General features: G+C 64.2%; 12 protein-coding genes. 9 read left to right on the top strand and 3 right to left on the bottom strand.

Annotation, left to right across the window (positions count from 1 at the left end):
• Positions 1 to 16: 16 nt before the first annotated feature.
• Positions 17 to 628 carry a PulJ/GspJ family protein gene (locus V7773_RS04800; RefSeq protein ID WP_336072493.1) on the bottom strand — a complete coding sequence of 204 codons (612 nt, stop codon included), beginning with the start codon at positions 626 to 628 and terminating at the stop codon, positions 17 to 19.
• Positions 625 to 1,077 carry a type II secretion system minor pseudopilin GspH gene (gene gspH, locus V7773_RS04795; RefSeq protein WP_336072492.1) on the bottom strand — a complete coding sequence of 151 codons (453 nt, stop codon included), beginning with the start codon at positions 1,075 to 1,077 and terminating at the stop codon, positions 625 to 627. Before gspH ends, V7773_RS04800 begins: the two co-directional genes overlap by 4 nt.
• Before the next feature lie 117 nt (positions 1,078 to 1,194).
• Here gspH and V7773_RS04790 point away from each other — a divergent pair, with 117 nt between their 5' ends.
• Positions 1,195 to 1,638, top strand: a complete 444-nt coding sequence (locus tag V7773_RS04790; RefSeq protein ID WP_336072491.1) for a type II secretion system protein N — start codon at positions 1,195 to 1,197, stop codon at positions 1,636 to 1,638.
• 110 nt (positions 1,639 to 1,748) lie between these two features.
• Here the strand turns inward: V7773_RS04790 and gspI are convergent, their stop codons facing one another.
• Positions 1,749 to 2,123, bottom strand: a complete 375-nt coding sequence (gene gspI, locus V7773_RS04785) for a type II secretion system minor pseudopilin GspI (RefSeq protein ID WP_336072490.1) — start codon at positions 2,121 to 2,123, stop codon at positions 1,749 to 1,751.
• A 147-nt stretch (positions 2,124 to 2,270) separates the two neighbouring features.
• Between gspI and gspG the strand changes: the two genes are divergently transcribed.
• The 8 genes from gspG to V7773_RS04745 all read left to right on the top strand — a co-directional run bounded on the left by gspG (position 2,271) and on the right by V7773_RS04745 (position 12,306).
• The gene (gspG, locus tag V7773_RS04780; protein WP_336072489.1) at positions 2,271 to 2,720 is read left to right on the top strand and encodes a type II secretion system major pseudopilin GspG; all 450 of its coding nucleotides are present in this window, start codon (positions 2,271 to 2,273) and stop codon (positions 2,718 to 2,720) included.
• An 8-nt stretch (positions 2,721 to 2,728) separates the two neighbouring features.
• Positions 2,729 to 3,715, top strand: coding sequence for a type II secretion system minor pseudopilin GspK (gspK, locus tag V7773_RS04775; RefSeq protein ID WP_336072488.1), 987 nt, complete (start codon positions 2,729 to 2,731; stop codon positions 3,713 to 3,715).
• Positions 3,712 to 4,884, top strand: coding sequence for a type II secretion system protein GspL (gene gspL, locus V7773_RS04770; protein WP_336072487.1), 1,173 nt, complete (start codon positions 3,712 to 3,714; stop codon positions 4,882 to 4,884). Before gspK ends, gspL begins: the two co-directional genes overlap by 4 nt.
• Positions 4,877 to 5,449 carry a type II secretion system protein GspM gene (gspM, locus tag V7773_RS04765; RefSeq protein WP_336072486.1) on the top strand — a complete coding sequence of 191 codons (573 nt, stop codon included), beginning with the start codon at positions 4,877 to 4,879 and terminating at the stop codon, positions 5,447 to 5,449. The genes gspL and gspM overlap by 8 nt, the downstream gene beginning before the upstream one ends.
• On the top strand, positions 5,446 to 7,809 hold the full coding sequence (gene gspD, locus V7773_RS04760; RefSeq protein ID WP_092464658.1) for a type II secretion system secretin GspD: 2,364 nt from the start codon (positions 5,446 to 5,448) through the stop codon (positions 7,807 to 7,809). Before gspM ends, gspD begins: the two co-directional genes overlap by 4 nt.
• 172 nt (positions 7,810 to 7,981) lie before the next feature.
• On the top strand, positions 7,982 to 9,400 hold the full coding sequence (gene gspE / locus V7773_RS04755) for a type II secretion system ATPase GspE (protein ID WP_336072485.1): 1,419 nt from the start codon (positions 7,982 to 7,984) through the stop codon (positions 9,398 to 9,400).
• Entirely contained in the window at positions 9,400 to 10,611 is a 1,212-nt protein-coding gene (gene gspF / locus V7773_RS04750; RefSeq protein WP_092462560.1) for a type II secretion system inner membrane protein GspF, read from the top strand. Before gspE ends, gspF begins: the two co-directional genes overlap by 1 nt.
• A gap of 510 nt (positions 10,612 to 11,121) precedes the next feature.
• Positions 11,122 to 12,306 carry a substrate-binding domain-containing protein gene (locus V7773_RS04745; protein ID WP_336072484.1) on the top strand — a complete coding sequence of 395 codons (1,185 nt, stop codon included), beginning with the start codon at positions 11,122 to 11,124 and terminating at the stop codon, positions 12,304 to 12,306.
• Positions 12,307 to 12,479 lie beyond the last annotated feature (173 nt).

Below are 12,479 nucleotides of genomic sequence, written 5' to 3'. Positions count from 1 at the left end.
CCCCATCGCGAGCAAGCTAATCCAGCGGCCCCAGCACCTGTCGATACTGCTCGGCGCCTTGGGGTGTCTGGCGGGTCAGGCTGATTTCGATGCCCATCGGGTTTTCCTGGCGGTTGCCGCTGAGCTTGCGCCAGCCTTTTTCCTTGTCCCAGAACCGCAGTCCGGCATCGCTGACGTCACTGAGCACGGCCACGCCCGAGCCGGGTGCGGGCAGGGGGTAGCGACTGCGGGCCTGGCCTTGGGCGCGGTAAAGTGTGTCACCCTTGAGCCACCAGCGCACCCGTTGCAACTCGCCTTCCTGGGTCGCCGCCACGCGGATCACATCCAGGCGAAAGCCCCGACCTTCGGTGCTGCGCACGGTGAGGGCGGGCGGGGCGGTCGAGGGCTGGTCGTCGACGCCGGGTTTGACCGGCTCACTCAGCTCGATGCTGGCGCGCAGGGCCACGTCGCGCTCCAGTTGGTTCAACACCCGCAGCAGCGCTTCGGTCTGCTCGGTACTGGCCTGCAAGTGGCTGTCGGCACGGGTCACGCTGTCCAGCCCGCGCCAGGCGATCAGGCTGACCACCGCCATCAGCAGGATCGCCACCATCACTTCTAGCAAGGTGAAGCCTGTCTGCCGGGCGCTCATTGGAGTTGCACCCGCCCGGCGGCACTGCGTTGCACCGTGAGACTGTTCAGGCCGTCCGACAAGCGGATCTGCAAGGGCTCGCCGAGCCACTCGGCATTCAGCACCACCCGTTGCCTGGGGTCCACGCGAACCTCCATCGACGGGCTCTGCCAGCGACGTGGATGCAGTTGCGGGTCATCCTTGAAACGATCCAACCCGGTGCCTTGATCGGCGCGACGACTGAAACCAAACCCCTTGGCGTCCCAGCGCCAGGTAATCGGTCGCCCGTCGGTGCGGGCTTCGGTCTGGGCCAGTTGCAGCAGTTGCACCAGCCGCTCGCCGTCCTGGCGCAGCAACTTCAACGGATCCGGCTTGATGCTCAGGCTCACGGCGGCGCTGGCAATGCCGATGATCACCAGCACCACCATCAGTTCGATCAGGGTGAAACCGCGTTGCTTGCCGAGGTTCATGCGTGCTCCTTTGCGTGAAACCATCCTGCACGGTGAAGATGATAAGGATGTGAAATAAAACGGAGAGAATTGACGCGTAGGCTGGACGCTGGAACCCAAAAAAGGAGATTCAAGGCCATGGCGTTCATCGAGCGTGTGTCCCCGGCGCAAATCGTCCAGGCCGTGGGTCTGTTGGCGGCGTTGGCCGGGGTGGCGACCTGGTCTTCGCTGCTGCTCACGTCGGCCGAGTCGCGCACGCCGGATGTCGCCCCGCAACGCATGGCCGAACGTTCCGATAACCCGGCGCTGCAATGGTTCTCCAACCAGCCGGCAGCGGTGGACATCAAGGTCAGCGGTGTGATGGCCGGCACGCACACGCCCGTGGCGATCCTCAGTCTCAACGACGGACCGCCGCGCAGTTTCCTGGTCGGTGAAAGGGTGGCCCAAGGCGTACGGTTGGTGGCGATCGAGGCGCAGGCGGTGGTCATCGAACGTGGCAATGAGCAGACCCGGTTGGTCCTGGCTCGGTTGCCGGATCCGGTGAGTTTGCCGTCCCTGACACGCTCCGAAAACCAGCGCTGAACCTCTGTGGCGAGGGAGCTTGCTCCCGCTCGGTTGCGCAGCAACCGCAAGATTTTGGGGCCGCTTCGCGACCCAGCGGGAGCAAGCTCCCTCGCCACAAGGGGCTGCCTTTATTTTTCCCGGCTGACCAACGTCTCCAACCGAGCCAACGGCGGTGCTTCGCGACTGCGATCCGAGACGCTCAGTTCAACCCACAGCAGCCGGCCGTTTTCCGCCGGGCGCAGGTTCTGTTCGCAACGCAACAGCAATCGCCCCTGGTCGCATTCGAACACTTTCGAGCCCTGGGCAAAACGACCTTCCAGACGCAACTGCGCCAGTTGGCTGCGGGCGGCCAGCAGGGCGATGGATTTGTCCCGCAGCAGGCCGTTGCTCTGGGTCATCACCGCCGCCACACGCACAGCGGCCGACATGGCCACGGCGATGATCGCCAGGGCCACCAGCACTTCGATCAGGGTGAAGCCGGCTTGTGGAGCGAGGCGTGGCATGGCGCTGGCTCGGGGTGAGGGCAGCCTTGAAGATTAGCCGGCGTTCGTGACCAATTGACGACGCAAGCTCCTGAGCAATTTCAATATCACTGACATATTTTCTTGCAACACTGCGCCTCGAATCGAATCCAGCGAAGGACCGTCGAGATGCAGATCGCCCGTTACAACGCCCGTCCCCAAGGCCCTCGCGGGCAGCGGGGTTTCACCCTGATCGAAATCATGGTCGTGGTGGTGATCCTCGGCATCCTGGCGGCGATGGTGGTGCCCAAGGTGCTCGACCGTCCCGACCAGGCGCGGGCAACGGCGGCGAAACAGGACATTGGCGGCCTGATGCAAGCCTTGAAGCTGTATCGCCTTGACCACGGCAGTTACCCGAGCATGAACCAGGGCCTCAAAGTGCTGGTGGAAAAACCGGCCGATGCGAAAAACGGCACCTGGCGTTCCTACCTCGAGCGCCTGCCCAACGACCCATGGGGCCGTCCTTATAACTACCTCAACCCGGGTGCCAACGGCGAAGTCGATATCTTCTCCCTTGGCGCCGACGGTCAGCCTGACGGCGACGGCGTGAATGCCGACATTGGCTCCTGGCAGTTGTAAGGGCCGTGATGCGAACGGATTCGCCCCTCGCGGCGAAGCAGCGCGGCATGGCGCTGATCAGTGCCTTGCTGATTGCTGCCGTGGTGGCGGTCATTGCCGGTGGCATGCTGACCCGCCAGACCCTGTTCACTCGCAGCCTGGAGGCCGAGCAGTTGCGTGTCCAGGGCTCGGCGCGGTTGCAGGGTGGCCTGCAACTGAGTCGCCAGTTGCTCTGGGATGCCAGGCAGCGCGATCCACTGACACGCTTCGGCCAACCTTGGGCCAAACCTATCGTGATACCGGGTTCAGGCCAGATCGACACACCCTTCGAAGGCCAGTTGGAAGATGAGCAAGGCAAGTTCAACCTGCGCAACCTCGTCGCCAATGAGCGGGTGGACGAGGAACAAGTGCGCGCCTTCGAACGCCTGTGCCAGCAATTGGGCGTGGCCGCGACGGTCCGCACGCGTATCGTCGACAGGGTGGTCGAGGCCTATCCGCGCCTGTTGAGTCCGCAGCGGGTGGACCAGGCGCCAAAGGCCAATACTTTCGATAGCGGCCGCGCAACCTCGCCCCAGGCCGACAACACGCCGCTGGCCCCGACGCGCCCGATGCTGCGCACCTTGCAAGACTTGCGCAGCGTCAAAGGCGTCACCACACGGTTACTGGACACACTGGCGCCGTACGTGACGATCCTGCCCACCAACACCTGGCTCAATGGCAACACCGCTAGCGCCCCGGTGCTGGCCGCCTACGTGCCGGGGCTGTCGCTGCAACGGGCCGAGGCTCTGGTCAGGGAGCGCGACGGCGGCCACTGGTTTATCAATCGCGGGGATTTCGTCAATCGCCTGCGCATGCCGGAGTTGGACACGGCCAGCGTCAAGGTCGGCATCACCAGTGATTGGTTCCGCCTGCGGGGCCAGGCACGCAGTGGTCAGCGGCGGGTCGAGCTGGAGGCGTTGCTGCAACGTACCGAGGACCGCTTGCCCCAGGTGATCTGGTCGAGGGTGGGGGTATGACGCGCTTGCGCATCGCCCTGGCGCCGCTGGACAGCCTGGACCTCGACAGCCCGGTGGCGTTTGCCTGGCTGGATCGCCAAGGCCAGGTCCGTGAGCAAGGCCGCAGCAGCCTTCGGGCGCTGGGCCAGAGTGGTAAAAACCTTTCGGTGGAGTGTTTTCTTCACCCCCGCGACAGCGTGTTGACCCGCCTGGAGTTGCCGCTGTTACCGGCGGCCAGGATCACCGCAGCGGTGACGTGCGCGGCCCAGGCCCTGATGCTCGGAGCCAGCGAACAGATGCAGGTGGCCCATGGCCCGCGTGGGGTCGATGGGCAGGTGCAGATCGCCTGGCTGGACCGTGAATCCCTCGCCAATCTCGGGCGGCTTGTGCACCAGGCCGGCATGAAACTGCGTGGCCTCTACCCGGCGGCCTACGCCTTGCCGGTGCTGTCGGGGCCGGTGGCCTGTATCGAGGACGACCATCTGCTGGTGCGCCATGACCTGCAGCACGCCGTGGTGCAACCGTTGCAACAAGAGGCGTTGGACGAGTGGCTACTGGAAACGGGGCCCGGGGTGCACTGGGTGGGCGAGGCGCCGCCGCAACCTTCGATCGAGGCCTTGGCCGAAACCCATCGCTGGATGGGCCCTGCGCCAGGCTGGGGGTTGCATGCCGGCCTTGCACGCAACGCCGTCGAGCGCGGTGGCTGGGGCCGGGCGGCGGCGATCTGCGCGACAGCACTGGCGGTGTGGGTGATTGGGCTGAACCTCTACGCCGCCCGTGAAGCAGCCCAGGGTCAACGGCTCAAGGCGCAGATGAGCCAGCGGGTGAAGCAGGCGTTTCCTGAGTTGCCGGTGATTCTCAACCCGCTGCAACAGGCGCGTCAGCAAATCGCTGCGCGCCAGAACGGTGCGGCGACCGACCCGGCCCAACGCTTTGCCAGCCTGGTGCAACAGGCGGGCAGTGCCATGCCGTTCATGAGCGGCAATGTCCAGGCGCTGGTGTTCGAGAACGGTGAGTTGCGCCTGAATGTCGTGGCCGAGGCGCAGAAAACCGCCGCCGAAGAGGATTGGAAAATCCCCCTGGTCCAGGCCGGCATTGACGTCGCTGCCATCGATCAGGGTTGGACCCTGCGTGTGGCACCGGCCGGCCAGGGCAGCCCCGACGAAAACCCGGACGCCGATGATGAATAAGCATTCTCTGGCATTGGTGTGTGGGCGCTGGGCAACCTATCGCACGCGTTTGCGTACGTTCTGGCAGGGGCTGGCGGTGCGTGAGCAAGCCGCCGTGGCCCTGGCTGCGCTGGTGTTGGGCGGCTGTCTGGTCTGGCTCGCACTGATCCAGCCGCCGCTCAAGACTATCGCCTATTGGCAAGCCGAAACCCCGAAGCTGCGTTCACAGACCGAAGCCCTCGAAGTGCTGTTGCGCGACGTCACGGGGCCCGCACCCGAGCAACCTCTTGAAACCGCCTTGCGCCAGAGCCTGGACGCCAGTGGCTTGAGCCAGCATTACCAATTGCAAGCGCCTGGCGCCGAGCGCCCCAACACCTGGCAGCTCACGTTCGACCAGGCCCCAGCGGAGGCGGTGATCAGCTGGTTGCTGGGCAACCCACGGCAATTCTCCCTGGAAGTGATCGAGGCCCGTTTGCAGCGCACCGCCCTTGCCAATCCCGACAACCACGACACCGACAATACCGCCGGCACACTGTCCGGAACCGTTCGCATGGATCAGGCGCAAGGCGCTAAGGAAGCTTCATGAAAGGGGCCCGATACCCACGTCATTGGCGCAAGGCTGCACCGCTGTTGTTGCTCGCGTTGAGTGCGTGCAACAGCACGCCACCCGCGTCGCAGCCACCGTTGCTGGTGGACAGCGAGTTGGGCATTCCGTTGGGGAGTACCCAGCGCAGTGGTGATGCAGTGCTCGATCGTCAGCGGGCCCAGGACCTGCGTGAACATAAGCCCGCGGTGCGGCATCAGGTCGACCTCACCACCCGTGCTCGCGAGCCGCGCAACAATGCGCCGGCGCGTACGCCCTTGGGCGATCAACCGGTGACGCTGAATTTCGTCGAGGCGGATATCCAGGCGGTGGTGCGGGCCTTGTCCCGTTCCACCGGTCAACAGTTTCTGGTGGACCCGCGGGTCAAGGGCAACCTGACGCTGGTCTCCGAAGGCCAGGTCCCGGCCCACCAAGCCTACGACATGCTGCTGGCGGCGCTGCGCATGCAAGGCTTCAGCGTGGTCGACGTCGGTGGCGTAGCCCAGGTGGTGCCGGAGGCCGATGCCAAACTGCTGGGTGGGCCGATCTACAGTGCCGACAAACCGGCCGGCAACGGCATGCTCACCCGCACCTTCCGCCTGCAATATGAGAACGCGGTGAATCTGATCCCGGTGCTGCGCCCGATCGTGTCGCCGAACAACCCGATCAATGCCTACCCGGGCAACAACACCATTGTCGTCACCGATTACGCCGAGAACCTGTCGCGGGTGGCGCAACTCATCGAAGGCATCGACACCCCGAGTGCCATCGACACCGACGTGGTGCCGATCCACAACGGCATCGCGGTCGACATCGCGCAAATGGTCTCTGATCTGCTGGAAACCCAGGGCGGCGACCAGACCCAGAAGATCAACGTGATCGGCGACCCGCGCTCCAATTCCATCATCATCCGCGCCGGCAGCCCCGAGCGCACGGAGCTGGCGCGCAACCTGATCTACAAGCTCGATAACGCCCAGAACAACCCGAGCAACCTGCATGTGGTGTACCTGCGCAATGCCCAGGCCGGCAAACTGGCCCAGGCCCTGCGCGGCTTGCTCACCGGGGAGAGTGAAGGCGAGAGCAGCGACAACTCGCGCTCGGTGCTCAGTGGCATGGGCGCCAGTACCAATGGCCAGAGCGGGCAGGGCAGCAGTGGCGATGGCACCAGCGGCACCACCAGCGGCAATGCTTCGACCAGCGGCAACGGCTACGGCCAAGGCAGCAACGGCACGACTTCCGCTTCGACGAAAAACGAACAGAACACCGCTTTCAGCGCCGGCGGCGTGACCATCCAGGCCGACGCCACCACCAACACCTTGCTGATCTCCGCGCCGGACCCGCTGTACCGCAACCTGCGGGAAGTCATTGACCTGTTGGACCAGCGGCGCGCCCAAGTGGTGATCGAGAGCCTGATCGTCGAGGTCGGCGAGGACGACGCCAGCGAATTTGGCGTGCAATGGCAGACCGGCAACCTCGGTGGCAGCGGGGTGATCGGCGGGGTCAACCTCGGCGGCACCGCGCTCAACCTCAACGGCAAGACCAGCATCGATGTCTTGCCCCAGGGCCTGAACCTGGGGGTGGTCAACGGCACGGTGGACATTCCGGGTATCGGCAAGATTCTCGATCTCAAGGTCCTGGCCCGGGCCTTGAAGAGCAAGGGTGGCACCAATGTGCTGTCGACGCCGAACCTGCTGACCCTGGACAACGAAGCGGCGAGCATTTTCGTCGGCCAGACCATTCCCTTCGTCAGCGGCAGCTATGTCACCGGCGGCGGTGGTACCAGCAACAACCCGTTCCAGACCGTGACCCGCGAGGAGGTGGGTTTGAAGCTCAATGTCCGGCCGCAGATTTCCGAAGGCGGGACGGTCAAGCTCGACATCTATCAGGAAGTCAGCAGCGTCGACAATCGTGCTTCGAGCACCACCGGCATCGTCACCAACAAGCGCGCCATCGACACCAGCATCCTGCTGGACGATGGGCAGATCATGGTCCTCGGCGGGTTGCTGCAGGATGGCTACAGCCAGAGCAATGACGCGGTACCGTGGCTGTCGACCATTCCGGGGATCGGCGCGCTGTTTCGCAACGAACGGCGGCAGATCACCAAGACCAACCTGATGGTGTTCCTGCGGCCCTACATCATCCGCGACACGGCGGCGGGACGCGGCATTACCCTCAACCGCTACGACTTCATGCGTCGCGCCCAAGGCCTGCTGCAACCAGACCGTAGCTGGGCAATGCCGGACATGCAGGCCCCGCAGTTGCCGGCCTCGGCGAGGGCGATTCCGGGGACGGCGCCTGCCGGGGTGCAGATGCCCAGGGCGGTGATCAAGGCGGTGCCTGTGATGGAGCCGATTGGACAATGAATTCCGTGGCGAGGGAGCTTGCTCCCGCTGGGTTGCGAAGCGACCCCAAAAAGATTGCATGCTATCTGCCTGGCACACCGAGGTGCCTGGTTTTGGGGCTGCTGCGCAGCCCAGCGGGAGCAAGCTCCCTCGCCACAGTGGTGGGTGGGTCAGTCGTAGAGGAAGTGTGCCCATGAACACCCTCCCATACGCCTGGGCCAAGGCCCAGCGCCTGGTACTGCGTCAGTCCGCAGAGGGGGCGGTGCTGATGGTGTGCCCGTCCACGCCGGGTTGGTCCATCAGCGAGGTGCGCCGTCAGTTCGGCGACGTGCGGCTGGAGCGGGTGCGCGACGAGGAGCTCGATGGGCTGCTCAACGGTGCTTATGCCGACACGGGCAGTGCTGCCGCCGTCGTGGGCGCGGCGGAAAACGAAGTGGACCTCGACCGGTTGATGCAAGACATCCCCGAGATCACCGACCTGCTGGACACCCAGGACGGCGCGCCGGTGATCCGCATGATCAACGCCTTGCTGACCCAGGCCGCACGAGACGAGGCCAGTGACATCCACATCGAACCCTACGAGAGCCATTCAGTGGTGCGCTATCGCGTCGACGGCACCCTGCGCGATGTGGTTTCGCCGCGCAAGGCCCTGCACGGCGCGTTGGTGTCGCGGATCAAGATCATGGCCCAGCTCGACATCGCCGAAAAACGCCTGCCCCAGGACGGACGCATCGCCCTGCGCGTCGCCGGGCGCCCGATCGATATCCGCGTCTCGACGGTGCCCACCGGCCACGGCGAACGGGTGGTGATGCGGCTGTTGGACAAGCAGGCCGGACGCCTGCAACTGGAAACGTTAGGCATGGACCCGGACGTGCTGGGCAAGCTCGATCACCTGATCCGTCAGCCCCACGGCATCGTCCTGGTCACCGGTCCCACCGGTAGCGGCAAGACCACCAGCCTCTATGCCGCCCTGGCCCGGCTGGACGCCAGCGTCCACAACATCCTCACGGTGGAAGACCCGGTGGAATACGATCTGCCGGGCATCAGCCAGATCCAGGTCAACGCCAAGATCGACATGACCTTCGCCCTGGCGTTGCGGGCGATCCTGCGCCAGGACCCGGACATCATCATGATCGGCGAAATCCGCGACCTGGAAACCGCGCAAATCGCCGTGCAGGCCTCCCTCACCGGTCACCTAGTGTTGGCGACGCTGCACACCAACGACGCGGTGTCGGCCATCAACCGCTTGATCGACATGGGCGTCGAGCCGTTCCTGCTGGCCTCGTCGATGCTCGGCGTGCTGGCCCAGCGACTGGTGCGCAGGCTCTGCCCGCAGTGCAAGCAGCCGGATCCGGCCACGCTCGGCACCTGGCGCCCGGTGGGTTGCCCGAGCTGCAACCAGACCGGCTACAGCGGGCGCACCGGGATCCATGAACTGTTCTGCATTGACGATGACATCCGCACGCTGATCCACCAGGGGGCAGGGGAGCAGGCACTGCGCGCCGCTGCCCGCCGAGCCGGGATGTTCAGCATGCGCGAGGATGGCGAGCGCTGGGTGCGCAGTGGCACCACGGCCCCTGAAGAAATCCTGCGCGTGACACGGGACGCCTGATGAATCGCTACCGTTTCGAGGCCGCCGACGCCCAGGGCAAGATCGAATCCGGACATTTGGAAGCCGACAGCCAGGGGGCAGCCTTCAACCTGTTGCGCAGCCGTGGGCTGACGGCATTGCAGGTGCAGGTCGAGCGCAACACGCCACCGGCCAACGGCGGAGGCTTGTTCAGCGCCAAGCTCTCGGACAACGACCTGGCCTGGGCCACCCGCCAACTGGCGAGCCTGCTGGGCGCCAGCCTGCCGTTGGAGGCCGCATTGAGCGCTACGGTGGAGCAGGCCGAGCGCAAGCACATCGCCCAGACCTTAAGCGCGGTGCGCGCCGATGTGCGCAGCGGCATGCGCTTGGCCGAAGCCCTGGCGGCACGCCCCCGGGATTTTCCGGAAATCTATCGGGCGTTGATTGCCGCCGGTGAAGAGTCCGGCGACCTGGCCCAGGTGATGGAGCGATTGGCGGACTACATCGAAGAGCGTAACAACTTGCGGGGCAAGATCCTCACGGCGTTCATCTACCCTGGGGTGGTGGGGCTGGTGTCGATCGCCATCGTGATTTTCCTCCTCAGCTACGTGGTGCCCCAGGTGGTCAGCGCGTTCTCCCAGGCCCGGCAAGACCTGCCCGCGCTGACCGTGGCGATGCTCACTGCCAGTGATTTCATTCGTGCCTGGGGCTGGTTGTGTTTTGGCGTGCTGGCCGGTGGCTTCTGGAGTTGGCGTATGTACTTGCGCAAACCGGCGGCGCGGCTGAGTTGGCACGCGCGGGTGTTGCGCCTGCCGCTGATCGGGCGTTTTGTACTGGGCCTCAACACCGCGCGGTTTGCCTCGACCCTGGCAATTCTCGGCGGAGCAGGGGTGCCGTTGCTGCGAGCCCTGGAGGCGGCGCGCCAGACGCTGTCCAACGACCGTCTGAGCCTGAGCGTCAGCGAGGCCACGGCCAAGGTCCGCGAAGGCGTCAACCTGGCGGCGGCGCTGCGGGTGGAAAAAGTCTTCCCGCCGGTGCTGATCCACCTGATCGCCAGCGGCGAGAAAACCGGCTGCCTGCCGCCGATGCTCGAACGCGCCGCACAAACCCTGTCCCGCGACATCGAACGCCGGGCCATGGGCATGACCGCGCTGCTGGAGCCGCTGATGATCGTGGTCATGGGCGGGGTGGTGCTGGTGATCGTCATGGCGGTGTTGCTGCCGATTATCGAGATCAATCAGTTGGTTCAATAGCCCACCGCGCACAAAACCGTGGCGAGGGAGCTTGCTCCCGCTGGGCTGCGCAGCAGACCCAAAACCTGACTTTCCAGTACAACAGACAGATCGCAGTCAGCCGGTTTGGGGTCGCTTCGCAACCCAGCGGGAGCAAGCTCCCTCGCCACAAAAGCAGCCCGTTGTTGGGCAGTGACGCGACACCTCCCGAGCCTCACCCTCGCCAAACTCGGGTTCCTCGTTCTGTCATGTTTGCTTGCCCGGCAACCACTCACCGTCATCTACACCGCGACCCCACATCGGACAACCGCAAAACTTGCTCGAAACCCCAATCCAGAGCCCTCGAACACCCGAGGAAAAAACTCGAAAAACAGCCCCCAGCTCCCGAGGTTTTTTCCTTTATCTGTCACCGGAAACTGCGAATTTCTAACCCATGGCCTCACCCCATCGCCACCGGCACAGGACCGAGCGCCATGACGGCAAGCACGCGTCACCCAACCTTCGTACGAACACGATGAAAGGAGATTCTTCATGTTTAAGCGCAACGTTCTCGCGGTATCCCTGACCCTCGCCGGCCTCTGCGCCGCTCAGGCCGCCATGGCTGATGTCAATGGCGGTGGTGCTACCTTGCCTCAGCCGCTCTATCAGACTTCCGGCGTACTGACTGCCGGTTTTGCCCCTTACATCGGCGTGGGCAGCGGTGCTGGCAAGGCTGCTTTCCTGACCAACGACTACACCAAGTTCGTGCCTGGCGACACCAGCGGCAAGAAAGTCCACTGGGCTGGTAGCGACTCCAAGCTCAGCGCCACTGAACTGAGCACCTACGTCAGTGCCCACGGTGCCGCCTGGGGTCCATTGATCCAGGTGCCTTCGGTCGCCACTTCGGTTGCCATTCCGTTCAACAAGACTGGCACCGCCAACGTCGACCTGAGCGTCAACCAACTGTGCGGCGTGTTCTCCGGCCGTCTGACCGACTGGAGCCAGATCACTGGTTCGGGCCGTACTGGCGCAATCACCGTGGTTTACCGTTCAGAAAGCAGCGGCACCACCGAGCTGTTCACCCGCTTCCTGAATGCCAAGTGCGCTGAAACCGGCACCTTCGGTGTCACCACCACCTTCGCCTCCAGCTACAGCGGTGGCCTGCCAGCTGGTGCCGTTTCCGCCTCCGGCAGTGCTAACGTGATGACTGCACTGAACGCTGCGCAGGGTCGTATCACCTATATGAGCCCGGATTACGCCGCTACTACCCTGGCCGGTCTGGACGACGCCACCAAGGTCGCTCGTGTTGGCGGTCTTTCCCCTGCACCAGCCAACGTGTCGGCAGCTATCAATGCCGTTACGGTTCCTGCTGTTGCCGACCGGTCAAAACCAAACGCCTGGGTGCCTATTTTCACTTCCCAAAAAGTGATCGATGAAACCATTCCGGCTGACCCTAGCTTGCGCCTCTACCCAACCACCGGCTACCCAATCCTGGGTTTCACCAACGTGATCTTCAGCCAGTGCTACGCCGATGCGACCCAGACCACTCAGGTTCGCAACTTCTTCAGCCGTCACTACGGTTCGTTGACCAACAACGACTCGGCCATCACCGCCAACCGTTTCGTGCCACTGCCTTCGGCTTGGAAAACTGCCATTCGTGATTCCTTCGTCACGGCTTCCAATGGTCTGAGCATCGGCAACACCAGTGTCTGCAACGCCATCGGTCGTCCGTTGTAAGCCCAGGCTTGAACGACCTGCAACACCCGGTCAGCAACGGTGAAAGCCGTTGCTGACTTTTTGCGTCATGCCCGCGCCAACACAGCCACATGAAATTTTCATGACATCCGTTCGGTCCCGAGCGGCTGTAACCGCCTATCCCCTATAACCAACGCTGGCAGCTTGATAGCACT

The sequence above is a fragment of the Pseudomonas sp. 3JA genome (assembly GCF_036961705.1).
GTDB classification, from domain to species: domain Bacteria; phylum Pseudomonadota; class Gammaproteobacteria; order Pseudomonadales; family Pseudomonadaceae; genus Aquipseudomonas; species Aquipseudomonas fluorescens_Q.
This window is presented reverse-complemented; position numbering and strand designations above follow the sequence as displayed.